This is a genomic window from Rhodococcus sp. USK10, assembly GCF_019378875.1.
GTDB lineage: Bacteria > Actinomycetota > Actinomycetes > Mycobacteriales > Mycobacteriaceae > Rhodococcus_F > Rhodococcus_F pseudokoreensis.
Window position 1 is genome coordinate 4,272,798 of sequence record NZ_CP076048.1, and the last position, 25,466, is coordinate 4,298,263.

At 67.4% G+C, this 25,466-nt stretch carries 25 protein-coding genes; 5 read left to right on the forward strand and 20 right to left on the reverse strand.

Annotated features, from left to right (window positions below):
* Positions 1-43: 43 nt before the first annotated feature.
* Positions 44-1,186, reverse strand: coding sequence for a TIGR03364 family FAD-dependent oxidoreductase (locus I1A62_RS26610; protein WP_219455267.1), 1,143 nt, complete (start codon positions 1,184-1,186; stop codon positions 44-46).
* Positions 1,187-1,371: 185 nt separating this feature from the next.
* Here I1A62_RS26610 and I1A62_RS26615 point away from each other — a divergent pair, with 185 nt between their 5' ends.
* Positions 1,372-2,181, forward strand: a complete 810-nt coding sequence (locus tag I1A62_RS26615; protein WP_219455269.1) for a CPBP family intramembrane glutamic endopeptidase — start codon at positions 1,372-1,374, stop codon at positions 2,179-2,181.
* A 13-nt stretch (positions 2,182-2,194) separates the two neighbouring features.
* Here the strand turns inward: I1A62_RS26615 and I1A62_RS26620 are convergent, their stop codons facing one another.
* The 7 genes from I1A62_RS26620 to I1A62_RS26650 form a co-directional block, all read right to left on the reverse strand.
* Positions 2,195-3,295, reverse strand: a complete 1,101-nt coding sequence (locus tag I1A62_RS26620) for a DUF6777 domain-containing protein (protein ID WP_124394290.1) — start codon at positions 3,293-3,295, stop codon at positions 2,195-2,197.
* A 70-nt stretch (positions 3,296-3,365) separates the two neighbouring features.
* Positions 3,366-3,740, reverse strand: coding sequence for a nuclear transport factor 2 family protein (locus I1A62_RS26625; protein ID WP_219455270.1), 375 nt, complete (start codon positions 3,738-3,740; stop codon positions 3,366-3,368).
* Between the two features lie 161 nt (positions 3,741-3,901).
* Entirely contained in the window at positions 3,902-5,317 is a 1,416-nt protein-coding gene (locus I1A62_RS26630; RefSeq protein WP_219455271.1) for an MFS transporter, read from the reverse strand.
* A gap of 74 nt (positions 5,318-5,391) precedes the next feature.
* Positions 5,392-6,120, reverse strand: a complete 729-nt coding sequence (locus tag I1A62_RS26635; RefSeq protein ID WP_219455273.1) for an enoyl-CoA hydratase/isomerase family protein — start codon at positions 6,118-6,120, stop codon at positions 5,392-5,394.
* A gap of 4 nt (positions 6,121-6,124) precedes the next feature.
* Entirely contained in the window at positions 6,125-7,324 is a 1,200-nt protein-coding gene (locus tag I1A62_RS26640) for an acyl-CoA dehydrogenase family protein (protein WP_012690608.1), read from the reverse strand.
* A gap of 19 nt (positions 7,325-7,343) precedes the next feature.
* Positions 7,344-9,416 carry an acetate--CoA ligase family protein gene (locus I1A62_RS26645; RefSeq protein ID WP_219455275.1) on the reverse strand — a complete coding sequence of 691 codons (2,073 nt, stop codon included), beginning with the start codon at positions 9,414-9,416 and terminating at the stop codon, positions 7,344-7,346.
* A complete protein-coding gene (locus I1A62_RS26650; protein WP_219455277.1) occupies positions 9,413-10,246 on the reverse strand; it encodes an SDR family NAD(P)-dependent oxidoreductase in 834 nt (277 codons plus the stop codon). The genes I1A62_RS26645 and I1A62_RS26650 overlap by 4 nt, the downstream gene beginning before the upstream one ends.
* A gap of 254 nt (positions 10,247-10,500) precedes the next feature.
* Here I1A62_RS26650 and I1A62_RS26655 point away from each other — a divergent pair, with 254 nt between their 5' ends.
* The 4 genes from I1A62_RS26655 to I1A62_RS26670 all read left to right on the forward strand — a co-directional run bounded on the left by I1A62_RS26655 (position 10,501) and on the right by I1A62_RS26670 (position 13,624).
* Complete coding sequence (locus I1A62_RS26655) at positions 10,501-11,130, forward strand: TetR/AcrR family transcriptional regulator (protein ID WP_124394286.1); 630 nt, start codon at positions 10,501-10,503, stop codon at positions 11,128-11,130.
* Positions 11,131-11,166: 36 nt separating this feature from the next.
* Positions 11,167-12,078, forward strand: coding sequence for a DMT family transporter (locus I1A62_RS26660; protein ID WP_219455278.1), 912 nt, complete (start codon positions 11,167-11,169; stop codon positions 12,076-12,078).
* 67 nt (positions 12,079-12,145) lie between these two features.
* Positions 12,146-12,610, forward strand: a complete 465-nt coding sequence (locus I1A62_RS26665; RefSeq protein WP_307720204.1) for a hypothetical protein — start codon at positions 12,146-12,148, stop codon at positions 12,608-12,610.
* A gap of 198 nt (positions 12,611-12,808) precedes the next feature.
* Positions 12,809-13,624, forward strand: a complete 816-nt coding sequence (locus tag I1A62_RS26670; protein ID WP_219455280.1) for a DDE-type integrase/transposase/recombinase — start codon at positions 12,809-12,811, stop codon at positions 13,622-13,624.
* Between the two features lie 16 nt (positions 13,625-13,640).
* Here I1A62_RS26670 and I1A62_RS26675 read toward each other — a convergent pair whose 3' ends face one another.
* The 12 genes from I1A62_RS26675 to I1A62_RS26730 all read right to left on the reverse strand — a co-directional run bounded on the left by I1A62_RS26675 (position 13,641) and on the right by I1A62_RS26730 (position 25,433).
* Entirely contained in the window at positions 13,641-14,003 is a 363-nt protein-coding gene (locus tag I1A62_RS26675; RefSeq protein WP_219455282.1) for a hypothetical protein, read from the reverse strand.
* The gene (locus I1A62_RS26680) at positions 14,000-14,221 is read right to left on the reverse strand and encodes a hypothetical protein (RefSeq protein ID WP_257890546.1); all 222 of its coding nucleotides are present in this window, start codon (positions 14,219-14,221) and stop codon (positions 14,000-14,002) included. The genes I1A62_RS26675 and I1A62_RS26680 overlap by 4 nt, the downstream gene beginning before the upstream one ends.
* Positions 14,222-14,409: 188 nt before the next feature.
* Positions 14,410-16,161 carry a sigma-54-dependent Fis family transcriptional regulator gene (locus I1A62_RS26685; RefSeq protein ID WP_124394283.1) on the reverse strand — a complete coding sequence of 584 codons (1,752 nt, stop codon included), beginning with the start codon at positions 16,159-16,161 and terminating at the stop codon, positions 14,410-14,412.
* Positions 16,162-16,443: 282 nt separating this feature from the next.
* Positions 16,444-17,814 (reverse strand): FAD-binding oxidoreductase, encoded by a 1,371-nt coding sequence (locus I1A62_RS26690; RefSeq protein WP_219455285.1) that lies wholly within the window; start codon positions 17,812-17,814, stop codon positions 16,444-16,446.
* Between the two features lie 47 nt (positions 17,815-17,861).
* Positions 17,862-18,188, reverse strand: a complete 327-nt coding sequence (locus tag I1A62_RS26695) for a putative quinol monooxygenase (RefSeq protein WP_219455286.1) — start codon at positions 18,186-18,188, stop codon at positions 17,862-17,864.
* 112 nt (positions 18,189-18,300) lie between these two features.
* Complete coding sequence (gene groL / locus I1A62_RS26700) at positions 18,301-19,950, reverse strand: chaperonin GroEL (protein WP_124394280.1); 1,650 nt, start codon at positions 19,948-19,950, stop codon at positions 18,301-18,303.
* 46 nt (positions 19,951-19,996) lie between these two features.
* Positions 19,997-21,022 carry an NAD(P)-dependent alcohol dehydrogenase gene (locus I1A62_RS26705; RefSeq protein ID WP_219455288.1) on the reverse strand — a complete coding sequence of 342 codons (1,026 nt, stop codon included), beginning with the start codon at positions 21,020-21,022 and terminating at the stop codon, positions 19,997-19,999.
* The gene (locus I1A62_RS26710; protein WP_219455289.1) at positions 21,019-21,762 is read right to left on the reverse strand and encodes an iron-sulfur cluster assembly protein; all 744 of its coding nucleotides are present in this window, start codon (positions 21,760-21,762) and stop codon (positions 21,019-21,021) included. Before I1A62_RS26710 ends, I1A62_RS26705 begins: the two co-directional genes overlap by 4 nt.
* Positions 21,759-22,811: an amidohydrolase family protein gene (locus I1A62_RS26715; RefSeq protein WP_219455291.1), complete on the reverse strand. Its 1,053-nt coding sequence runs from the start codon at positions 22,809-22,811 to the stop codon at positions 21,759-21,761. The genes I1A62_RS26710 and I1A62_RS26715 overlap by 4 nt, the downstream gene beginning before the upstream one ends.
* 82 nt (positions 22,812-22,893) lie before the next feature.
* Positions 22,894-23,235: a propane 2-monooxygenase effector subunit MimD gene (gene mimD, locus I1A62_RS26720; RefSeq protein ID WP_179220255.1), complete on the reverse strand. Its 342-nt coding sequence runs from the start codon at positions 23,233-23,235 to the stop codon at positions 22,894-22,896.
* Positions 23,232-24,338 carry an aromatic/alkene monooxygenase hydroxylase subunit beta gene (locus I1A62_RS26725; protein ID WP_072942598.1) on the reverse strand — a complete coding sequence of 369 codons (1,107 nt, stop codon included), beginning with the start codon at positions 24,336-24,338 and terminating at the stop codon, positions 23,232-23,234. The genes mimD and I1A62_RS26725 overlap by 4 nt, the downstream gene beginning before the upstream one ends.
* A gap of 51 nt (positions 24,339-24,389) precedes the next feature.
* Entirely contained in the window at positions 24,390-25,433 is a 1,044-nt protein-coding gene (locus tag I1A62_RS26730; RefSeq protein ID WP_219455292.1) for an FAD-binding oxidoreductase, read from the reverse strand.
* Between the last annotated feature and the right edge of the window lie 33 nt (positions 25,434-25,466).

A 25,466-nucleotide genomic window follows, 5' to 3' on the forward strand; every position in this document is an offset into this window, starting at 1 on the left:
GTCGCGTTCCTCTCGGTGTTCGGTGAATGTGTCTGTGGGATAGCTAGATCGCTGGTGCGGACTCGCGGCCGAAGACGTGGTCGATCCGGTCCTTCGCCAGACCCATGCCGGTCGTCATGCCGATGCCGGTGGTGACGGTGACGACGTGCACCCCGTCGACCGGCTCCTCGATCAGGAACTCCGAGTCGGGGGCCGAGCCGTAGACGCCCTGCCAGCGCTCGGTGACGGTGACGTCCGGGACGCCGAACAGGGCGGCGGCTTCGCGGATCAGCACCTCGAATCCCCGCTCCGACTGGAACGGCTCCGCCGAGACGTCACGGATGTGGGTGTCGCCCAGCAGGATCGAGCCGTCCGGCTGCGGGGTGTACATCTGGTGGAGGTCGAGGTCGGCGTAGTCGGGGTGCTCCTCGCGCAACCGCGCCGCTAGTGCCGCCGTCGCGGGCAGATCCGCGAAACCGCGGTACCGCACGAGTGACCAACCGGTGAACAGCGGTGCGGGCAACGGTGCCGGCAACGGCATCCTCGCGCGCAGCATGTGCAGCCGGCACCGTACGAGCCCTCCACTCTCGGCCGATTCCGGGAACAGGCGGTCGATGTCGTGGTTGACGGTGACGAACACCGTCCCCGCACGAAGATCGCCCCGCGACGTGTGGACCACTCCGGTGTCGAATCCGGTTGCGGCGGTGCGCCAGAAGTAGTCGACGCCGGACGCCTCGAGCCACCGCGCGACGGCGGGGGCCGCTTCCCTCGGGTCCACCTGGAGGTCGCCGGCCATGTACATGCCGCCGACGACGCGACTGCCGGAGACGGGGAGCGCGGCGAGGATCCGCTCGCGCGGCAGCAGTTCCACCTCGACAGGTCCGCGCCTGTCCGCGAACTCGGTCAGGACGGCCATTTCGTTGTCGCGGCTTGCCACACAATACGTTCCGGACTCCGAGATCCAGAACCCCGCCTTGCGTGACAGTTCGAGCCAGTGCTCCCGGCCGGCCAGCGCGTAGTCGCGGGCGACACCCGACTGGGCGGTGATGCAGAGGTGGCCGAAGTTCTGGACGGATGCGCCCGCGACGCGGTCGGCATGATCGATCACCGCCACCGACAGTCCGCGATCGAACGCGTGGTAAGCGTGCGCGAGACCGAGGATTCCGGCGCCGACCACCACCACGTCGTAGCGTCGTTGATGTGTCATGAATTCCACCTTGGTCCTCAGACGCGCAACTTGTCAATACAAGTTGTTTGAATTCACCACAGGTATAGATAAGTTTCCGTCCGTTCACCGTCCGTTGCGAGTACAGCTGGCGCGCCGGGTGGCACCGGCAGGCTGTTGCTGCGAAAATTGCCTCCCGCGTCCACCCACCGCAGAGGGGCGAATCGATGAGTGGTGCTTCCGGATCCAGTGCCGTTCCCATCTATGAACCGGCGTCGCCCGGCGACCGCTTCGGACCCCTGATCGAGCGCCGCGACGACGCCGACTTCCCGTTCTACGACGGGACCCCCACCGCGCTCTCGGCGCGGCAGTGGATTCTGATGTGGGCGTCGGTCGCCGTCGGTTTCGCGGCCCTGGTCCTCATCCCGCAACCCGGCAATCTGGTGGCGCTGATTCCGCGGATCCTGTTCGTCGGCATCCCGCTCACCGTGCTGGCGATGGTGACGCGCGAGCACTGGACCGCCCTGTTCCGCAGGGTGCGCGGCCGCGACGTCCTGACGATGATCGGGTTCGCGCTGCTGAATCTGGCCGTCACGATCGCACTGGCGTTGGTCGTGCAGGCACTGTTCGGGGTGGCGTCCAACAAGGCCGTCGACAGCGCGGGCCAGGGCGGTGCGCTCGACACCGTCGCGTTCTACGTGGGAACCGGGATCCAACTGGTCGGCGAGGAAGTCTTCACCATCGTCCCGTTCCTCGCACTGATGTACTTCCTGGTCACCAAGGCGAAGCTGTCCCGGAAGACGGCGATCGTCCTGGCCTGGCTGATCAGCGCGGTGTGGTTCGGCGCCGCACATCTGCCGACCTACGACTGGAACTTCGCGCAGGCGTTCATCGTGATCGGCGGGGCCCGGCTGGTGCTCACGCTCGCGTACATCCGCACCAAGAACCTGTGGGTCTCGACGGGCGCACACATCATCAACGACTGGACGCTGTTCACCCAGGCGGTCGTGGCGCACGCGGCCCTTCTCGCGCTCTGACGGAGCGCGGGCGTCAGTTCGGAATCGGGATGACGATCGGCGGCAGACCCGGTATCTGCACCTGAATCTGTTGCGGCGGAGCGGGCACCGGCGCGGGCGGCGGGTTGTACACCGGCGGCTCGGGTGCGGGCGGCGGCACGGCGACGGGTGCCGGCGGCGGGGGCGGTGGTGGCGGCGGAGGCGGCGGCGCGGGTTCCGGGGAGGGGACGGGCGCGGGCCGGGGAGCTGCCTGCTGCACCACGGCGGGCGGCGAATCGACAACCGGCACCGGCGCCTGGGCTTCCACGGGAGCTACCGGATTCGGGCGCTCCGCGGGCTGCTGTGGGCCGGAGCCGATCGGCACCGTCGACAGCCCCCCGGTCATCAGGTCGACCACGGCCACTTCGGTCATCGCCAGGTTGGAGGGCTGCACGACGTACAGCCGGTCCTGCTGGAATGTCGGCCACGGATCGCCCTCGACTTCGGCGTCCTGGTTCACCACCGGGGACAGCAACGGGCTGCCGCGCATGCACCGGACGCGGGGAACGCCGTGGTCGTCGATCAGCACGATGGTCCCGGCCTGGAGCACCGACTGGAATGCCGTCGCGTGGCCGTCGTCGAAGCCGTGATTGGTGACGCGGGTGTCCGCGCGGAGGAGGACGGGGGTGAGGGTCCGGACGTAATTGCGCACGTCGTCGACCTGGAACACACTCGACCAGGCGTCCAACCTCGCCGGATCCCCCTCGAGGTCGTCGACGAGGCGCTGCCGGTCGCAGAGCACGCGGTCGGGGCTTCCGCCGTAGAGTCCGGCGCGGTCGCCGACCACCCGGATACCGGCGGCTCGGGGCTCGCCCGGCAGGTCGGTTCCGGGTGGGCCGAACGGGACCGTCGTCGGCGTCTGCGGTGGAAGAAGCACTTCGGTCCACGGAAGTTGTCCCTGGTCGGTGGCCCGATCGAGGTCGACCGGGTCCGGGTGGCCCCCGGAACCGGAGGAGCACGCCACGGTCACCGCCGCGGTCAGGGCTCCGACGACCGCCAGCCAGCTACGCGGTGCGCGCCCGGGGCGCGTACCGGCACGAACGACTCGTCTGCGTCGGGCACGCCGTGCAGCCCGCCCGGCGTCGTCGGTGGCCACCCCGCCATCGTAGGCACAGTCGCCGATCGGCCGGGCCGTATTGCGGTGTGGTTGCCGGCCCGGCTTTCGGTCAGCTGGTGATCATGTCCTCCTGCGACCAGAACGCCCGCATCGACGTGATCTTGCCGTCGTCGTCGAAGGTCATGACGTCGATCGGCGCGATCTCGAGCTTCTGCTCACCGAGGTCGGTGACGAGGGAGAAGTGGAACGCCGCCGAGTTGCCGGCGATCTTCAGCGTCAGGAGTTCGCCGGTCTGCTTCAGCGGTTCGATCACCCCGTAGAACTCCCGCAGCGATTCCGCCGAGGTCCGCGGCTCGGTGCCCACCGGGTCCTCTACGGTGGCGCCCTCGGCGTACAGCGCGACGACGTCGTCGGCGGTCCCGGTGGCCACCGCCTCGATGTACCTCTCGACGGTCTTGCGGATATCTTCTGCGGACGGTGCCATGATGCGACTCCTCAGTCGAATAGAACGTGTTCTAGCCGTGAGAGTAGCGCAGCACGTCGCCGGTGGGGAGCCCCTTCTCCCAGGCAGCGGGACGTGGTCGCACAGGGGTCCGCCCCTGCCGACGGAAGCAAAAGTCGGCAGGGGCGGAGGAAGGCGATCTCTCAGGTTCGCGGCGCGGACGCCTCCTCCAGCTTCTCCAGCCGCGGAGTGCTCGTCCCCGTCACCGGCGCCGCGGACACGGACACGGACGACACCTCCTCCAGCGACTTGCCCTTGGTCTCGGGCGACATGAAGAAGCAGATCACGAACGCGACCGCCGTCAGGACCGCACCGAACAGCATCGTGGTGCCGGTGCCCAGCGAGGACATGCTCAGCGGCAGCAGGTACGTGCCGGTCGCGGCGCCGAACCGGCTGACGGCGGTGGCGATTCCCACGGCCGTGGCCCGGAACTCGGTGGGGAAGAGTTCGTTGGGGTAGATCCACACCAGGATGCTCGGACCGCCGGAGATGAACGCGTACGCGCAGAACGCGGCGACGATGAACCAGAGCGGTCCGTCCGCCCACAACCACAACCCGGCCAGCGGAATCACCATCAGCGCCAACGGAATCACGGCGATCGGGCGCCTGCCCCACTTCTCGACCAGGAACAGCGCGGGAATGGATCCGGCGACGATGAGTCCGATGATGACGGTCTCCACGATCAGTCCCGCGGAACCGTCGCCGGAGATCGAGAATCCGGACAGGATCGTGGGCAGGAACGTCAGCAGCGCGTAGAGCGGGGTGACGACCGCCAGATACAGGGCGCTGCACATGATCAGCCGCGCGAGGTACTGACCCCGGAAGTAGATCCTGATGTCCGCCTGCGGTTTGTCGGCGGTGTCTTCGACGGTGACCGTGCTCAGATCCAGCTTTTCGCCGTAGATCTGCTCGACCACGGCCTCGGCGTCCGCGACCCGGCCGTTCTTCAGGAGCCACCGCGGCGACTCCGGGATTCCGCGCCGCACGAGGATCACGATCAGACCCAGGACCGCACTCGACGCGAGCAGCAGGCGCCAGTGGTCGTTGCCGCCGGAGATGCCGACGACGAGTGCACCGACCACGTAGGCGGCGACGGCGCCCGCCGACCATGCGACGGCGGACATCCCGACCATCGCGCCGCGCTTCTTGGTGGGGGTGAACTCGGTGAGGAGCGAGGTGGCGATGGGGTAGTCCGCACCGATGGCCGCGCCGATGACGAAGCGCAGCACGATCAGCTGCCACGGCAACTGGACGAACACCGACAGCACGCACGCGACGACCAGCACCACCAGGTCGAGGGCGTACATCTTCTCCCTGCCCACCCGGTCGGTGAGGAATCCGAACACGGTGGCGCCGAAGAAGATACCGATCAGCGACGCCGCGCCGATCAACCCTGCCTCGGCGGTCGTCGGATGTAGCTGCTCGTGCACGCCGAGCAGGGCCACGCCGATGATGCTCATGACGTACCCGTCCAGGAATGGTCCGCCACAGCACGCGATCAGGAGCTTGGTGTGGAACCCGCGTTTGGCGGGTCTGTCCATCACGTCGAAGGAACTCATGTCGTCTCCACTACGTAGATTGGTGCCGTCACCCTCGGGGTGGCGGTCGAGTCGGCCGCACTCGGCCGGTACCGCTAAGGGGTTGTCTTGTTCAGCGCCGAGTAGGCGAGCTGCTCGAGCAGCAGCGACGCGTGGTGCGGGGCGTCTGCGCTGACGTCCAGCACCTGCTTGGTGATGCTCAGCGCCAGAGGCGAATACGCCGCGAGTTCGTGCGCGATGCTCAGCGCCTGCTTCACGTGCTCTGCCGGAGAGGCGATCTCGCTGACGACGCCCCAGCGTTCGGCGTCCGTGTGATCGAAGCGCCGACCGCGCAGCACGAGGTCGCGGGCACGGCCGGCCCCGGCGATGCGGGTGATGCGGGTGACGCCGCCGGAGCTGGGGAGGATTCCGATGCCGATCTCCGGGAACCCGAAGACGGCGGCCGGATCGGCGACCCGGATGTCGGTGGCGAGGGCCAGTTCGAGGCCGCCGCCGAGGCAGTAGCCGGTGATCGCGGACACCGTGGGCTGGGGGAGCGCCGCGAGCGCCTCGTATACCGACCCGGAGGTCCGGTAGTACTCGGCGATCGCCTCCGGCGTCATCTCCCGCAGTTCGGTGACGTCCGCGCCGGCCGAGAACACCGAGTCGCCCCCGGTGACGACCACGGCCCGACTGGACTTCACCTCGGGTGAGCCCAGCGCGGCGAGCAGTGCGGCTTCCATGTGCGTGGACAGCGCGTTCCGCTTCTGTTCGCGCCGCAGGGTGACGACGGCGACGTCGCCGTCCCGGCGCACGTCGACGGTTCCGGTGTTCTCGGTCGGCATCGTGCTACTTCTCCCCGGCCTCGTAGCGGAAGGACAGCAGGTTCTCGAGACCCCGCTTGTTGGCCTCGTTCGCGATGACCAGGCGCTGGATCTCCGACGTGCCCTCCCAGATGCGGTCGACGCGCAGTTCGCGCCACAGCCGCTCGACGGGGTAGTCGCGGATGTAGCCGCGGCCGCCGAAGATCTGGACGGCCCGGTCGACCACCCGGTTGGACGCCTCGGATGCGGCGAGCTTCACCGTCGCGGCCTTGGCGTGCAGGGTCTTTCGCAGGTCGGCGTCGTTCGGGTCGGCCTGGTCGAACTCCCACGCCACCTGGTGGGTGAGCGCCCGGTTGGTGGTGATGTCCACGACGGAATCGGCGATCATGCCCTGGATCAGCTGACGGTTGATCAGCGGCTCGCCGCCCTGCACCCGCTCCCGAGCCCAGTCGACGGCCAGGGTCAGCGCCCGCTCCGCCGCACCGATCGTGCGTGCGCCGATCATCAGCCGCTCCTCCGTGAACCAGTCGCGGGTGAGGTCGTGGCCTTGCCCGATGCCGCCGAGCACGGCGTCCGCGCCGACGCGCACGTTCTCGAACGTGAACTCGGGGTGCTCGTAGACGAACGTGTGCGTGTAGCGGGGGATGTGCTTGATCTTCACGCCCGGGGTGTCGACGTCGATCAGGAAGATCGTTGCGGCGTTGTCGGGTTCGACGTTGGCGAGCACGATGAGGTAGTCGGCGACGTCACCGACCGTGACGAACCACTTCTCGCCGTTGATGATGTAGCCGCCGTTGCCGTCGGGGGTCGCGGTGGTGCTCGCCGCGGAGAAGTCCGAACCGGCGTTGGCCTCGGAGATGGCGACGGCGTCGCGGCGGTCGCCGCGGGCACCGGGGATCAGGTAACGCTCCCGCTGTTCGGGGGTCGCGTGGGTCAGCGGGTTCGCCGGCCGCCACACCGTGTCCCACAGCGCATTGGTGAGCTTGCCGAGTTCGTCCTGCACGACGGCCTGCTCGAGCACCGTCAGTCCCGCTCCGCCGTATTCGACGGGGGTGTTGATCGCCTGCAGTCCCGATGCGAGGACGGCCGCCTTGATGGTGGCGTGGGATTCGTCGGAGATTCCGTTGTTGCGTTCGCACTCGTCCTCGAACTGCATGATCGTGTCGGTCAGGGCGCGGGCGCGCTCCTTGAGGTCGGCGAGGCGGGGGCTGTATGCGAATTCCATGGTTCAGAACTTCCTTGTGTCAGTTGGTGCTCGATGAGTTCAGGACAATGCGCGCGTCGAGTCCGAGGGCTTGCTTCGGGGTGACGAGCAGGGGGTTGATCTCGAGTTCCGCGATCTCGGGGTGTGCGGTGGCCACGGCCGTGATCGCGGCGATGGCGTCCGCGGCGGCGTCGATGTCGATCGGCGGCCTGCCGCGCACCCCTCGGAGCAGGGCGGACGCCCGCAAGTTGTCGAGCAGACCGCGGGCGGTCTCCGCGTCGACCGGCGCCAGCGCGAAGGACACGTCGGCGAGGACCTCGGTGAAGATGCCGCCGAGACCCACCATGGCGACGGGACCGAACCGCGGGTCCGTCTGGACCCCGACGATGAGTTCGACGCCCTCACTCAGGTCGGCCATCGCCTCGACGCAGTAGGCGGACGCTCCGAGGGAGGCGTCCATGCGGGTGAACGCGTCGGCGAGTTGTTCCGCCGATCCCAGACCCAGGGCGACCCCGCCGGAGTCGGACTTGTGCAGCAGGCCCATCGCTTTCAGGACCACCGGGAATCCGACGGTCTCGGCCGCCGCCACCGCCTCGGCGCAATTCCGCACCAGACGTGCCGCGGGGAATTCGACGCCGGCGCCGCGGAACAGCTCGCGCGAATCCCAGTACGCGTCGCTGGTCACCGGCGCGGAAGGCAGACTGTCCGTACTCGACTGATGTTGCGGTGCAGTGGTTTCGGCGATGACACCGAGCGCCCCGGCGGCATCCTCCACCGCGCGGAAGACCGGGACCCCGCTGTCGGCGAGCACCCTCGCCGCGGCGCTGTCGGGATGCATCGTGTGCACGACGACCGGCTTGCCGTGGGCGCGGGCCGTTTCCGCCATCGCGCGGGCGGTCTCGATCTCCTTGCGCGCCAGGTTCTCGCCGTAACTCCCGTAGCCGCCGAAATATCCGGTGAGAAGCACGGAATCGACCGCCGGGCTCTGCAGGATGGTGTCGAGGACCGAGACGAACGAGGTGATGTCCTGTTCCCCGGCACCCGCGAGGTCGACCGGGTTGGTCACTCCGGCGGACGGCGGCAACAGGTCGCGCAGTGCGCCGCTGATGTCGGCGGGGAACTCCGGAACCGTGAGTCCGGCCGCCTCCACGACGTCGGACGCGACACCCGCGTGCCCGCCGCCGTCGGCGACGACACCGACCCGGCGCACCTCCGCCGGTCCGTACCCGAGGAGCGTCGCGGCGACGTCCGCGAGTTGCCGCGGACTCGACACCCGGTACACCCCGGCCGCGCGGCAGGCCGCGTCGATGACCGCGCTGTCGGACGTCAGCGATCCCGTGTGGGACTGCGCCCCGCGGATGGAGGCCTCGCTGCCGCCTACCGTCAGCAGCAGCACCGGTTTCCCGGCGCGGGATGCCTGAGCGGCGGCATCGACGAACGCCCGCCCGTCACCGAAGTCCTCGCAGTACACGGCGATGAGTTCGGTGTCGTCGTGCTCGACGCACGACCGGATGAGGTCGGCGGCGCCGAGGTCCGCCTGGTTCCCCAGCGAGGCGAACCGGGAGAACCCGTGTCCGCGGGCCTCGAGGAACTGGCTGAGTTCGAGTGCCATGTTGCCGCTCTGGGAGAGCAGCGCGACGCGTCCGGCGGGCAGCGGGTTCGACGCCAGCGTCAGCGCGGTGCTCGAGTCCAGCACACCCAGGCAGTTCGGCCCGAGGAGGACCGCTCCTGCCGCCCGCACCCGCGCCACGACCCGGTCCTGCACCGCCTTGCCGGCAGCGCCGAGTTCGGCGAAGCCTGCGGTGACACCGACGATCGCTGTGGCGCCCGCTGCGAGGGCGTCGTCGACGGCCTCCTCGAAACCCTGTGCGGGAACGGTGATGACGACGAGGTCGACCCGTTCGTCGAGTTCCGACAGGCTGCGGAGCGACGGCTGACCGAGGATGCGCTCGCCGCGCCGGTTGACGAGGTGGACGGACCGGTGGCCCGTCATCCGGAGCGCCTGGACGCTGATCCAGTTGCCGTACTTGGTCTCGTCATTGCTCGCACCGAGGACGGCGACCGACCGTGGGTCGAACAGTGCCGTGAGGTCGCGGCCGGTGATCGTGCTCATCGGGTCTCCTCGACCTTCGGAGCGGGGTGGCCCGTGCCCCAGGCGTCGGCACCGCCGTCGATCACCAGCGTGGCCCCGGTGACGTAACTGCCTGCGGGCGAAGCGAGGAACGTGACGACCCCGGACACGTCCTCGGCCGTGCCCAGCCGTCCGAGCGGCACCGCGGACGTCCACTGCGCGCGGGCCTCTTCCGTGTAGTTCTCCTCCATGCCCTCCGTCGCGATGGTGCCGGGGGCGATGCAGATCGACCGGATTCCGTACCGGCTCCACTCCAGCGACAGTCCGGACGCGAGGTTTTCGAGGGCCGCACGGGCCGAGGTCGCGTGGACCATCGATGCGATTCCCCGGCGCGGGGAGAACGCCATGAAGAAGATGCATCCGGACCGCTGCGGAATCATCGCGCGGACGGCGACCTCCCGGGTGACGGCCCAGGTGGCGTCGACGGCGAGGCGGTGAACGGCGCGCCATCCCTTGCTCGTGATGTCCTCGGCCGGCGCCGCGAACTGGCCGCCGGCGTTGTTGACCAGGATGTCGATGCGGCCGAACCGCTCCAGTGCCCGATCGACCAGGGCGGTCACCTGCTCTTCTTCGCGAATGTCCGCGGGCACGGCGAGCGCCCGTCCGCCCAGTGCCTCGATCTCGGCGACGGTCTTCTCGAGGGGCTCGGGTCGGCGACCGCTGATGACGACGTCGGCTCCACACCGCGCCATGTCCAGTGCGATCGCGCGCCCTATCCCGGTGCCTCCACCGGTGATCAGTGCCACCCGCCCGCGATGGACGTCGGGGCGCAGCACCTGCCCGGCGCCTCCACCTGGGTTCTCACATTCCATCGAGCGTTCGCCTCTCGTCGCTACCGTTCCGACCACTCGGGTCTGACTGATGCATCAGTTATACCGTGATCCAGCCCACAGATGTCAAGGGTTTCGTCGAAACTGATCCGACGATCAGATGTGAATTCAGCGCGATTACCAGCTTTTACCTGCTGTTATGCGCGTTCAGATCGGCCGTTGGCGAATTTGGAGGCCGGATAGAGCTGTCTGACTGATGCGTCAGTTTGCGGCGTATGATTTGATGGATCAGTCAGATGACAATCGAAGGAGGGACAGTGACCGCTCAACTCACCGAGGACGCGCGCCGAACGGCGATACTCGATGCTGCGGCTCAACTGATCGCCGAGCGCGGGTACCACTCGGTCCGCATCTCCGACATCGCCCAGGTCGTCGGCACCAGCACCGGGGCGGTGCACTACTACTTCCCCGGCAAGAGCGACGTCCTGACCGCCGCCCTCCGCCACGCCATCGACAACGCCTTCGACCGGCAGAGCCGCGAACTCAAGGCGATCGACAACGCCCACGAACGCCTGCTCCGCCTGATCGACATGCAGTTGCCCCGAGTCGGGCCGCTGCGCGACGAGTGGTCCATCTGGTTGCAGTTCTGGGCCGAGGCCACGCTCCGGCCCGAACTCCGCCCGTTCCACAACACGTACTACGCGCGCTGGCACGAGACGGTCGTCAAGATCGTCCGGCGCGGACAACGGCAAGGGATCTTCCGCACCGACGTCGACCCGGAAACCATCGCGCAGCGGCTGACCGCGCTCACCGACGGCACCGCCATCCAGGTCCTCACCGGCGCACCGAACATGACCGTCGCCGCGATGAAAGAGGTACTCGTGCAGTTCGTCCACGACGAACTCGTCGCGCCGCGCACATGGTGACCCGGCCTCCGCGGGCCGCCCGGCGCGCTCGGGCCCATGGTCGCTAGCTCCACCGAACGGCGGACGCGCGGCGGCAGTGCGGTCGCCTGGGGATGCGGCGCGGCCTCCGCGGTCGCCTACGGACTCACCCCCACGTTCGCCGCGATCGGCTACGCCGGCGGCGTGTCACCGGCCGTCCTCGTCTGCCTCCGCAGCCTCGTCGGTGCCGCACTGCTGTTCCTTCTCGCCTGGTCCACCGGACGGCTGAAAGGCGTGACGTGGAAGTCCGCCGTCGGACTGTGCTGCGTCTGCGGCCCGCTGTTCGGCATCCAGTTGCTGTGCTTCTTCGCCGCGGTGCGGGTCACCGGCGCCCAGATCGCGGTCGTGATCGTCCACATCTACCCGCTGTTCGTGATGGCACTCGTCTGGGTGGTCACCCGGAACAGGATCAACCGCGGTCAGCTGATCCTGGCCGTCGCGATGTCCGGCGGCATCGCCCTCGTCGCGGGCGCGGGTACCTCCGCGGTCGCCGTGAACGGGGCGGTGCTCGCCCTCCTCAGCGCCGCCGGGTACGCGCTGTACCTGGTGGTCGGGGAACGGTGGGTGCACCAGGTCAGCCCCGTCGCCGCGGGCGCACTCGCATCACTCGGCGCCGGAATCGCCACCGGCGCGATCGCCGTCGTCGACGGACAGTCCTGGACGTTCGCACCCAGCGGGTGGGGGTCCATCCTGGTCCAGGGACTCCTCCTGATGCCCATCGGAATCGGCTGCTCCTTCATCGCCGTGCGCGCACTCGGATCCGCGTCCGTCGCCCTACTCGGACTACTCGAACCGGTGGTCGGGGTGCTCGCCGCACAGGTCCTGCTGGGCGAGCAACTGTCCCCAGCTCAGTGGGCGGGGATGGCCGTCGTCCTCGTCGCGTCCGCGGCCCTGCCCGCCATGCGCTCCGCGCCCGTGAGTACTTATTAACTACGGGCGCTGGCTGTCAGCATGGTCGTGAGACACCTGGCAGTCAGCGTGGGGAGCGGAGTTCCCTGTGACCGACATCGACAGCTTTCCGATCGGGCGTGGTCCGACGGGTAGGCGTTCGTTTCCGATCGCGTTCCGGATCGAGGTGCTGCGCCGGTGGGACGAGTGCACCGAGCACGGCGCCAAGACGCGCCTGCTGCGTGAGTTGAACCTGAGCAAGAACCACGTCACTGCGTGGCTTCGCGCGCGGGAGAGCGGACAATACACGCAGGCGATGGTCGCCGCGGCAGAGAAGTCGAGGAATTGGATGGACAGTCGGGATCGGGCCGAGCTGGCGCGGCTGCGCCGGGAGAACACACGGCTCAAGGCCCAGGTGGAACAGGCGGAGACCGCCCAGGAGATCCTGGGAAAAGCGTTCGAGCTCTTGCAGGGGATCACCAAGCGCTCGAACGAGGACCCATCTGCGATCCCACCGGCGTTGATGAGCGCGAACGAGTACGCGCAGTGGCTCGAGCGAGAGAAGCTGTCCTGATCGACACCGTCGGGGTGTTGGTCCGGGACGCGGCGATGCCGGTCACCGCGGCGTGCGCCCTGCTCGGTGTGCCGCGGTCGAGTTACTACCGGCGCACCCGCGGTTACCGGCACTACGTTCCGGTCACCGAGCCGGTCCCGCACGTTCAGCGGCGGCAGCCCGCCGCGTTGTCCGACGACGAGCGCCCGGATCGTCGAGTTGATCCTGGCCGAGGAGAACACGGATCTGTCTGTGGTGCAGGTGTATTGGCGTTCTTTCGACGCCGGGTTCGTCGCGTGTTCGGAGTCGACGTTCTACCGGGTGGCGCGTGCGCAGAACTTGACCGGGGACCGTCGCCGCACCCGGCGGGCCACGGCCGCGGCCCGCCGGGCACCGGTCGCCCGGGCCGGTCGGGCCGGGCAGTTGTGGTCGTGGGACATCACGATGTTGCACGGTCCCCGCAAGCAGGACAGGTATCTGCTGTACCTGGTGATGGACGTGTTCTCGCGGTTCCCGGTGGCCTGGCGGATCGAGTACGCCGAGGTTCCCGAGTTGGCGGTGCAGATGTTCGCCGAGGCGTTCGAGGCGTTCGGGGTGCCCGAGGTGGTGCATGCCGACAATGGTCCGTCGATGCGCTCACATGCCCTGATCGCCGCCCTCGACGAGGCGGGCGCGTGCCGGACCTACTCACGACCGAGGGTCAGCGATGACAACCCGTTCTCCGAGTCGCTGTTCAAGACCATCAAGTACGACTTGTCGTGCCCGCTTCGGTTCGACGACATCGACCACGCGCGGCGATGGACCGAGACGTTCATGACCCGCTACGCGCTCGAACACCGGCACAGTGCCCTGGGCCGGCACACCCCCGCATCGGTGTTCCTCGGCCTCGACACCGAGGAACACCGCCGCCGACAGCACCGGCTGGACCAGATCTGGGCCGAACACCCCGAACGGTTCCGCGGCCGACCCCTGGCACCACACCCGCCACAACCGACAGGCATCAACATCAACCAGAACCTGTCTCAGACAGGTTGACAACTACCGCGGGCGGTTAATAAGTACTCACGGGGGCGAAGCCCAAGCTGGCACGACAGGCGACCACCAGTCGCGCGGTTGCCGGGCTGCCACCGTCACCGCAGGCCGGGCAGACCATCGTGACCGTCCGTGTCACCTCGTCCACGGTCACCGTGAGCGGCAGGGCGCATCGACGGCACCACCGGTGCCGGGTGATGGCGTTGACGTGGACCGGCGAGGCGACGCATTGGTGGATCCACCGTCGGTGCAGCGGACACGTCGTGCGGTCGTCCGGGGACAGGCGCTGCGCGTCCTCGGCGGCGTCCTCCAGGGCGAGTTGACCGCTCAGTGTCGCGTGGGGATGGTGCGCGGTAGGCCGGATCGCGCAGGTGGTTGTCATGGGGTCACCTCCACGAGATCGAACCGGGAATGCAGTTGCGCCCACGTCGTGCGACGGCGGCCGTCGGGAGTGCGGTAACCGCTGCCCGGCTCCGGAACCCCGGTTCGCATGAGATCGTCACGGACGGCGGGCCGGTCGACGGGTTCGGACGTGTGCGCCAGCCCGGCGACCAACCACACCCGAGCGGTCCTGCTGCGGTGCGCTTCCGAGCGGGTCATTGCGCCAAGCGGATTCGTGTTCATGGGTCGTCCTCGTCCAGTCCGGCCGCGGATCCGTGCTCGAAAGGGATTGCTCCTCAGCGAGTTGATGATTCGCGTGGGATTTTCTGTCTGACCTCATGTTCCGCCGACTGCGGCGCGGCGGGTGTCTCATTTTCTGACACGAAAGAAGGACGACGAAGGGCGCGTCACACGTCGATGCCGAATTCCTTGATCTTGCGGTAGATCGTGGCCCGTGAGATGCCGAGAGCTGTTGCCGCGGCTTTCTTGTTGCCGTGGTTCTCTTCCAGGCTGCGCACGATGGCATCGCGTTCGAGAGCTTCGATCTGGGTGAGGGTGTGCCGGCTCAGGGCCCGGCACATCGGGGGTAGCTGCTCGACTTCGACGACACCGGAGCGCTGCCGTTGGACGACCTCGTGCAGGACCTGCCGGAGTTCGGTGACGTTTCCGGGCCAGCTGTATTTGCAGAGTTGGCGCATTGCCGCAGGCGAGAGGGACAGCTCCGCGCCGCGACCGAGTTGTCGTAGCAGATGCGGTACCAGACTGTGCAGATCGTCGATGCGATGCCGCAGGGCCGGCATCGTGACGGTGTGGCTGAAGTGGGGAAGGAGCAGCGCATCGAGATCGGTGTTGTGACCGGTGCCGCCGATGGTCGCGCCGATCCATCCGGCGTGTTCGCGCCCTTGGATCAGGTCGGCGACAACCCGCTGCTGTGACTCGCCGAGCAGGTCGATGTCGCGCAGGATCACGCTGAATCGTTCCTGGTCGAGTTCCTGCTCGAGGGCCGGCAGCGCGGTGCTGTCGTCGGAGAGTTCGGCGGCCGTGAAGATCCGGGTGCGGATGGGAATATGTTCGACGGCAACAGCTTTGAGAGCGGATCCGCGGCCACTTCCGGGCTCGCCCGACACGATGACCCACTGCTGCTCGCGTGCGCAGCGAGCGATCTGCTGACAGGTGCGGCGCCAGGACGCGCTGGTGCCGGTGATGCCGGGCAACACGCCGGTGCTCGCCGGTGCAGGGGCTAGAGATGACGTGGGGACATCGTGGAGATGCACGTAGAACAAGGCCATCGGCCTGCGGGCTCCGAGCCCGAAGTCCTCGATCGAGGACAACCTGGCCGTCTGACCGCTGGGCAGGGCGACGATATGCCGATGGGTGGCGTTGACGCTGCTCAGGTCGACGGCGTGTTCGAGTAACGCTGCCTGATCCTGGGCGTCCAGCGCCACGCGCAGTCGCCGGTTGACGAGGACGACGTCGTCTCCGAGCGCCAGCACCCCGGTCTGCGGCGATCGGCGACACGCCTTGAGATACGCGTTGAGCAACGACGTCTGGTCGGCACTGGCCTGCGCCAGGAGACGGCCTTCGATCTGAGCCGTGGCGGATTTGGCGAGGGTGGCCAGCAGCGGGCCCCCGTCCTCAACCCAGCCGGTCAGATCGAGTGCCCCCACGAGTGTGCCGGACATCGGATGGGTGATCGGGACACCCGCGCAGGCCAGTTGCCCGAGGCAGTCGGCATAGTGTTCGGCGCCCGTCACGAGGGTGGGCTGGCGGGTTTCCAGGGTCGTGCCGATGCCGTTGGTGCCTGCGAATTCTTCCGAGTAGCTGTACCCGGGTATCAGCTGCACGTCGTCGAGGGTGCGATTGAGTTGCCGGCTGGCGGTGATCCTGGTCAGGATCACGCCGTCAGCGGACGTCAGGATCACGCTGACCGGTTCGTCGACCAGGCCGTCCGCGAGCTGTCGCAACACGGGTTCCGCAGCCGCGACGAGCGGACAGTCCAGATTCGGCTCCCGGACGAACGGGAGGTCGAGTTGATCAGGGCTCACCTTGAGCGACTTCGATCGTTGCCAGGAGAACGAGATGGGTTGGCGAACGGAGCTGTCGAGATCGTTGTCGGCGAGAAACAGCTCTCGCGCCTTCTGCAGGTCCTTGGTGGTCATGCCGTGTTTACGCCCCGTTTCTCCACAGGTCTATGAACCTGAGCGTACGTCGTCTCGATGTGAGACGCGTCTCAATATGAGACGGTCCGTCGGGGGGTGTTCGACCGTCGCCCGGATACCGGTCAGTACTTCGAGGACGCTGGCGAGATCTGCCGGCGTGAGGGTGCCTGGAACCGCAGGAGGGCCGGGTTCAGTGCGGGGACGGCCGCGCCGCCGTCCGGGGTGCGCTGTCATGGTCGGGGCCTTTCGTCGCAGGGTGGGGCGGATGCAGGGTCGTCGCCGTCATATCGCGCGGCCCGGGTTCAGAATTCCGGTCGGGTCGAACGCCGCCTTGATCCCTGTCATCAGGGATCTCTCCACCGAGCCGATCATGGGTTCGAGGTAGCGGCGTTTGAGGCCGCCGACGCCGTGCTCGCCCGTGATCGATCCGCCCAGCGCCAGACATCGGGTCACCATCTCGTCGAAGGCCCGATGGGCCCGGTCGGCGGCGTCGGGGTCGGCCGCGTCGAAGACGATCGTGGGGTGGAGGTTCCCGTCGGCGGCGTGCCCGAACGTGCCGATGAGCAGGCGGTGGCGGTCGGCGATCCGGGCAATGGCATCGAGCATGTGCGGTAGCCGGGGAACCGGCACGGCCAGGTCGTCGAGCAAGGTGCTGCCGCGGCGTTCCAGGGCGGTCAGCGCCACACGGCGCGCCTGCATGAGGGCGTCACCTTCGGCAGCGTCGGTGCTCACGTACAACTCGGTGGCTGCGGCGGCGCGGCAGGCGTCCGCGCTGCGCTGGGCTTCGGCCTCGGCGGCGTCACCGTCGCACTGGATCAGCAGCAGCGCGCCGGCCGTCTCGTCGAGACCCATGTGGGTCATGTCGTTGACGGCCGCGATGGTGGTGCGGTCCATGAGTTCGACCAGGCTCGGGTCGGCCACCGCCTGAACCGCCAGCACCGCGTCGACGGCCTGGACGGTATCGGAGAACGCGGCGACGACGGTGGCCGTGTGGGCCGGGGCCCGGCGCAGCCGCACGGTCGCCTCGACGATCACCGCCAGGGCGCCCTCGGACCCGACCAGCAGTCGAGTCAGGTTCAAACCGGCCACATTCTTGCGGGTGACGGCCCCGGTGTGGATGATCCGGCCGTCCGCGAGGACCGCCTTGATCCGGGCGACGTGGTCGCCGGTGACCCCGTACTTTGCACAGCAGGCGCCGCCGGCGTCGGTTGCGAGGTTCCCGCCGATCGTGGAGATGGCGCGACTGCCGGGGTCGGGGACGTACCACAGTCCGCGCGCTGCCACCGCGGTCGCGAGGTCACCGTTGATCACTCCCGCCTCGACCGTGGCGGTGCGGGACTGTTCGTCGACGGCGAGTATGCGGTCGAGTTTCTCGGTACTCAGCACGATGCAGCCGTCGATCGCGTTGGCTCCGCCGGCCAGACCGGTGCCCGCACCTCTCGTCACGACCGGAATGCCATGTCGGTGCGCGGTTTTCAGAGTCGCGACGACATGATCGACGGTCCGGGCGCGGACGACGGCGAGCGGACGCCCGGACGGGCAGAGCAACGCCTGATCGCGGGTGTAGGCGATCATGGTGTCGCTGTCGATTACCGCGGCATCGCCCAGTTCCGCGACCAGATCCGCGACGGGGCCGCTCGACACGACCGTCATACCTTGTCCTTCCCTGCCGACCTGATGTGATGTGCCGCCCGGATCGATTACGAGGCGATTTCCAGTTCGCCCATGCGGGACCAGTCGGTGCCGGGTAGGTCGGTGTGGATGATGCGCGGTGTCTCACTCAGCGCGGGACGCATCACGTCCAGTCCCTTCCGGAAGTGGTCGGCGGCGACGTGGTCGGAACCGGCCTGCCCGTCCCGGAAAGCCTCGATCAATACGAACTCGGCGGGGTCGTCGGCGCTGCGATGCCACTCGAACCACAGATTGCCCGGTTCGGATCGGGTCGCGTCGGTGAACTCCTTGGTAACGAGCAGCCAGTCGTTCTGATACTTGTCGAGGACCTTGAACTTCACCACGATGAAAATCACTATGCTTCACTTTCTTTCAGGCATACGGACGCCGGGGGGGTGGGTTTGCGCGAGCAGGGAGAGCGGGTCACCGCCTCGTCAGACGGTCGTGGCGGTGACCCGCTCGACTGCGTCAGTAGATGTTCGACGGGCGGACCATGCCTTCGGCGAGATCGCCGAAGCCGGGCGCCATGATGGCGCCGGGATTGCCGATGATCTCCTCCACCACAGCGGTTTCGGTGGTGATCAGCAGTGCCGCGATCGAGGCCGCACTTTCGAGTGCGGCGCGGGTGACCTTGAACGGGTCGATCACCCCGTCGTCGAACATGTCTCCGTATTCACCGGTGAGCGCGTTGAACCCGTGCCCGAGCGGGAGACCGGCGACCACCTCGACGACTTCGTCGCCGTCGAATCCGGCGTTGATCGCGATCCAGCGCAGCGGTTCGGCGAGGGCACGCCGTACGACGTCGCACCCGATGGCCTCGTCTCCGGACAGGTCGAGGCCGGCGAGTGCCCGGTGTGACTGTGCCAGCGCGGTGCCCCCGCCGGAGACGATGCCCGCCTCCACCGCCGCGCGGGTGGCGGCCAGGGCGTCCTCGACGCGCAGCATCCGCTCCTTGAGTTCGACACTGGTCGCACCGCCGACGCGGATGACGGCGACCCGCCCGGTGAGCCGGGCGATGCGCAGTTCGAGGCTTTCCTGGTCTGCCTCGATCTTCGCGCGCTCGAGCTGGGACTCCAGTTGGGCGATGCGGGCGTCGAGCAGGCGCTGGTCGCCGTGCCCGCCGACGATCGTGGTCTCGTTCTCGGTCACCGTGATCCGGTCACACGAACCGAGATGCTCCATGCTGACCTCGGACAGTTCGATGCCGGTGTCCTTGGCGATCACGTGCCCACCGAGCGCCACCGCGAGGTCTTCGAGCTCGGCGACCCGGCGGTGCCCGAAACCGGGGGCCCGGACGACCACCGACTGCATCGTCTTGTGCATGTTGCCGCCGACCAGCAGTTGCAGGGCCGGCCCGTCGACCTCCTCGGCGAGCACCACCAGCGGCCGGTCGGCGCGCTTGGCGACCTCGACGGCCGGCATGATCTCCTGGACCTGGGTGATCTTCTTGTTGGTCAGCAGGATCAGCGGATCGGCGTGGACCGCTTCCATCCGCTCCGGGTCTGTGACCATGTACCCCGAGGTGTAGCCGTGGTCGAACTCGATGCCGTCCACGATGTCGACGGACAACCCGAGGGTGTCGCTCTCCTCGGTGGTGACGACTCCGGACTTGCCGACGTAGTCGACGGCCTTCGAGATGGCGTGTCCGATCACGTCGTCGTCGCTGGCGGCGAGCGTCGCGATGCGTTGCAGATCGCTCTGGCCCCCGATCTGCGAGGCCTGCTCGCGGAGGGAGTCGACGACCACGGACACGGCCCGTTCGATACCGCGGCGCACCCGCATGGGGTTGGCTCCGGCCTCGACGGAGCGCAGACCCTCACGGACCATGGCCTGGGCGAGCACGGTTGCGGTGGTGGTGCCGTCGCCGACGACACCGTTGGTCTTCATCGCCACCTCCTTCACCAGCTGGGCTCCCATGTTCGCGAACGGCTCGCGGAGCTGGATCTCGCGGGCGATGGTCACGCCGTCGTTGGTGATTGTCGGCGGTCCGGTGAGTTTCTCGAGCACCGCGTTGCGTCCCTTGGGGCCGAGGGTCACCTTGACCGCGTCGGCGAGGGCGTTGACGCCCTGCTCGAGTCGGGCTCGGGCGTCCGTGTTGTACCGCAGCTCTTTTGCCATGGCTGATGGTCCTTTCGTGCTCTTCTTGTGCGGAGTATGCGGCGTGTCAGGGGACGAGAATCGCCCGACCGCGGACCTGCCCGGCATCGAGATCGTCCAGGGCCTGCTGGAAGTCCTCGAGCCGGTACCGGGTGGTGTGCAACGTGACCTTGCCCTGGGCGGCAAGGGTCATGAGCTCCTGAAGATCGTTGTAGGAGCCGACGAGATTTCCGATGAAGTTGATCTCGGTGGAGATCACATCGATGGTCGGAACGTCGATGTTCTCGCCGTATCCGACGACGTAGTAGTTCCCGGCGCGGCGCAGCATCGCAATGCCTTCCCGGGTGGCGCCGCCTTCGCCGACGAAGTCGACGACAGCCTCGGCGCCGTGTCCGCCGGTCAGGTCGAGTACCTGCTGGATGTGGGTGCCGTCGGCGACGATGCCGTGGTCGGCGCCGATCTTCACGGCCAGTTCGACGGCTGCGGGGTTGCGGTCGAGCACGACCACGGTGACGCCGGAGATGGCCTTGAGGACCTGGATGCCGATGTGGCCCAGGCCGCCTGCCCCGATCACCACACACACGTCCCCGGGGCGGGTCGTCTTCGCGGCCTTGGCGACCGCGTGGTACGCGGTCAGGCCGGCGTCGGCGAGTGCGGCGACGTCGGCCGGTTCGAGCGAGTCGTCGATCTTCACGACGCTGCGGGCGGTGGTGCGCAGATATTCGGCGTAGCCGCCGTTGACGTCGATGCCCGGGAACTGGCTGTTCTCGCAGTGGACGTCGTCACCGAATCGGCACGCCCGGCACAGCCCGCACGTGATCAGGGGGTGGAGGATCACCTTGTCGCCGACCGCGACGTTGGTGACCGCATCGCCCACGGCGTGCACCCAGCCGGCGTTCTCGTGGCCGATCGTGTACGGCAACGCGACACCGGTCTTCTCCTCCCACTGCCCCTCGAGGATGTGCAGGTCGGTGCGGCACACGCCCGCGCCGCCGATGCGCACGACGACGTCGAGGGGGCCCTCGACCGCGGGTTCGGGAATGTCGGTGAGCTGCAGTTTGGTGTGGTATCCCACCACTTGCACGGCCTTCATCGCGGGCTCCTGGTTCTGAGGTTGGTGATTCGCGGTGTGGCGCCGACGGATTCGCTGTCGGCGTAGCGGGTGGCGAGCAGGCCGCGGCAGAAGTGGGCGTTGCCTTCCATCGAGATACGCACCGATTTGGCGAAGCGCAGCCGCATCGGCACCGACTCCGGGGGGATCCGCTTGCCGTCGTCGTCGACGAACACCCGACTGGCCGGGCAGATGCTCAACCCGATGCCGATCCGGCGACGCAGCAACGCGGCCTTGGACTTTCCCGAGGCGAGGTCGCTGAGGGTGAGCCGGTAGATCTCGTTCACACCCAGGTCGGTGGTCTTCAGGTGCGCCTCGACGCAGCGTTCCATCGCGGCGGCGTGCGCCTTGGACCGGAACGTTCGACGCAACTCGTGCAGACTGTCCTCCGCCTCGGAGCCGAACGTCCCGACGTATCCGGCGTCGGCGGCGAGGCCGGCATTGATCTTGTCGCTGTCGTGATGGTCGTCGAGCAGCACCCGCACCTCACCGATGTCCTCGATCAGGCGTAGTGCGTCGAGGGAATCGGAAGCCATGAGGTAGGCGAAGTTCGGCGAGCAGAACGCGGTGGGCAGCCGGAGATGCACGGTGACCCCGTCGTCGTCGAGGGTGACCGACCGGACGAACCCGAGATCGGTGATGGGTTCGTCCAGTTCCGGGTCGGTCACCGTCGACAGGGCCATCAGGACGTCGTGTTCGGTGCAGACGACGACGGCGGTCATGACGGCACGGATTCCGGCTCGCGCGCCCCGGCAGCGACCTCCACACCTTCCTGTCCGGCCGGCTCGGCCAGTTGCAGGTCGGCGGGAACGTCGATGTCGTACAGCGCTGCCGCGTTGAGGCCGAGGATCTTCTGCTTCTGCTCCACGGTGATCGGGGCGTACTCGCTCTGCATGTCCTCGGGGATCTGGAAGTCGACGAACTTCTCGATCAGCCACTTCGGTGTCCACAGCGCGTAGTCGCTGCCGAACAGGATCTTGTCCTCGCCGATCCAGTAGAGCAGTTCGCCGATGATCTGGGCGAAATAGCGGGGCCGGGTGTGGATGAACGGCAACGCCACTGCCAGACCGCCGTACACGTTCGACTCCTGGGTGGCGATCCAGCAGAAGTCCTCGAGCCGCGGCAGACCCACGTGCTCGACGACGAATTGCAGGTCCAGGTAGTCGGTGGCGACCTTGTCGACATCGGAAACGTCGAACGCGTCGCGGTCGAGGGGACGGATCGTCGGGCCCTTGTGAACGTGAATGTTCTTGATCCCCAGCTTGATGCACTCTTCGAGATAGCGCCGCGACCACGGTTCGTCGAGTTTGTAGCCGCGGGAGTCGCCGTGCCATTCGGCGGTGTAGAGCTTGACGCCCTGCAGGTTCATCCGGTCCGCGTCCTTGCGGAGCTGTTCGAGGCCGGCCTCCTCGTGGCGCGGGTCGTAGGCGTGGTTGTAGGTGAGCTTGCCCGGATTCTTGGCGACCAGGGCGAGCGCTTCGTCCGTCTGCCCGAATCCGTTGTGGTAGAAGTCGCTCAGCAGGGTGGCCTGGAAGATCGCGTGGTCGACGTATCCGTCCACGAAGAGGTCGCGCTCGAAGCGTTCGCTGCCGTAGTACGTGTAGGTGTCGTAGTCCCACACGACCTCTTCGGGGCTGAGGTTCTTGTGGTAGTCGTAGAAGCAGTCGATGAACTGCTTGCCGTGCACGTTCTTCTGGTTCGACTCGCGGCCGTCCCAGATGTGCACGTGCCCATCGACGATGAAATACTTCTGACCGTCCTTCTGATACATCGCGTCCTCGCTTGGTCCTGGTTCCGGGTGGGCTGGGGGTTGTCCGGGGCCACCTATCGCGGTGGCCCCGGACAGCTGCTGGCTAGTTCTCCGTGAGGTCGAATCCGATGTACTCGGCGGCATCCTCGGGGCTTGCGAACAGCAGGGTCTTCTCGTCGAGGTGGACCATGCGCCCGTAGTGGGTGGAGCTGATCTCCTCGAAGATCGAGCCGTCGAAATCCTGCCCCAGGGCGTCGGTCAGTTCGTCGTAGTCGAAGTCGAGCAGCTTCTGGCCGTCGACGCGGATCATCGACGGGTACTCGGTCAGCTCCACACCGTCCTTCGCGCCCATCACCTCCGCGACGACCCGGCCGATCGGGGTGTTCATCAACGTGACACCGCACATGTTGGAGAACTCGGTGGACGATCCGAATTGCATGGTCACTGGTCCAACTCCTTCGGGATGTCGAGCCCGATCTCCTCGAGCAGGGAACGGAACTTCGCCGTGGCGGCGTCGAGGCTGTCGGCGAAGGTGACGGCCTTGTCGGCGGGCTGCGACCAGATCGGTTGCAGCGCGCGGGCGGCATCGAGGCAGCGGGGCACCCAGGTGGCCAGCCACGTGCCGAACAGTTCCTTGTTCGACTCGCCGTGCTCGGGGTCGCGGGTGAGCAACCGGAACAGGTTGCGGGTGTACGCGAGGTCGCGGTCGTAGTCGTGCTCACCGGTGCCGACGATCGTGGGGGTGATGTAGTCGCCGTTGCCTGCGGCGATCTGCATGACCAGTTCGGTGCGGAACAGCGAACCGACCAGCTGTTCGAAGACGATGTTGGAGCCGAACAGCAGCTCACACCAATCCGGCACGGCGGTGAGCCGCTCGACGACCTCCCGGGTGGGCTGCCACTCGGGCGCCGACTGCCATACGGCCTTGTGCGCGTCGCCGTCGAAATCCTCGGTGGCCTCGGACAGGTCCAGGTTGAACAGCGCCAGGTCCTGGGCGAAGCGCATCTTGTGGGCGGCGTTCACCGCGACGGCCGTGTTGATCATGTTGGTCGGCCCGGACCGCTGGATGGACGTGAAGACATGCAACGCCAAACCGTTCTCGGCATGCATCCACGCGCCGAGATTGCGGGAGATGAACGTCAACCAGGGGGTGTTCCAGGCGTCGTAGACGCGGGCGCGTTTGGCGTTGGAGAGGCACAGTTCGACCTGGTGGACGACCTTGGAGTTGTTGCGGAAGATCGTCTGGTCCCACTCCTCGTTCGGGTCGAGGAAGGCATGCCAGTTCGACGACTTCGCGACGGTCCAGTCCTGGGGATATCCGCCCGGTCCGTTACCGAATCCGTAGATCCAGCCCTGGGAGAGGTGGCGGTCCGGGTCGGGTTGGACGTCGACGGTCACGTCCTCGTACATCGTCGACCGCTTCTTGGCCGGCGTGTAGTAATTGAACGTACGGCTGCGGGAGCTGGGGAACTCCAGCGCACCGGCTTCGGAGTCGGTGAACTCGATCTTCGGAAAGCTCCGCTGCTTGGGCTCGGAGGTTGCGGTCATCTCGTTTCTCAGTTCTGTCGGTGAAAGAGGGCTGTGATTTCCTGTGGTGGGCTACTCGAAGGCGGGGCTGGTGAACTTGTCGTAGAAGATCTGATCGCTCGGGGTGCCGGTGGCCTCGAGCAGGGCGAGCGCCGCGTCGACCATCGGTGGTGGTCCACAGAGGTAGACCTCGGTCCTGCCGATGTCCGGTTCGCGGCGGCTCACGACGTCGGTGACATTGCCTTCTTCGACGACGATCGACCCCGCCGGCTGCGGGACCATCGATTCCGACAGGCAGGCCACGAACGTGAAATCCGTGAGTCCTTCTCCGAGCCGGAGAATCTCGTCGACGTAGAACAGGTCGGCGGGCGTCCGCGCACCGTAGTAGAAGTGCACCGAGCGGGTACTGCCCGTCTCGCTCATGTGCCGCAGGAGTGAGAGGACGGGGGCCATTCCGGCTCCGCCGCCGATCAACACGATCGGCAGGACATGACCTTCCTTGAGGGTGAACGACCCGTAGGGACCGGTCAAGCTGATCTCGTCGCCGACCGAGATGGCATTGTCGAGCAGCCCGGCGAACTTTCCGCCCGGATACTTCTTGATGAGGAATTCGATATGGCCGGGTGTCGACTGTGTCGTTGCCATCGAGAAGGACCGATGTTCCTCGGTCCCCGGAATCTTCAGGTCCGCGTACTGGCCGGGCCTGAACTCGTAGGCGGCGGGTTCGACGGGCTGCAATCGCAGCGAGACGATGTCCTTGGTCATCGACTCGATCCCGGTCACCTGGGTGCGTACATCCTGGATGGGGACACCGCCGAGGAGTTCGTCCTCGTCGAAGTTGAGCAGCTCGATCGTGCAGTCGCTGTAAGCGGTTGAGCGGCAGAGCAATACCATCCCCTCGTCGACCTCGGATTCGTTGCACGCAAATGTCGAGTAGTTCTCCATCTGAATATCGCCGTCCAGGACGAACGACTTGCAGGCCGAGCACCGCCCCTCGCGGCAGCCGTGCATCAGGTGGATGCCTTGCCGGAATGCGGCGTCGAGGATGTACTCGTCTTCGCCGACTTCCATCTCGATGTCGACGGGCTCGAAGTTGATACGGTGCTTGTCGGCCACGGGGGATTCTCCTGGGCTTGTGAAGTGAATGGT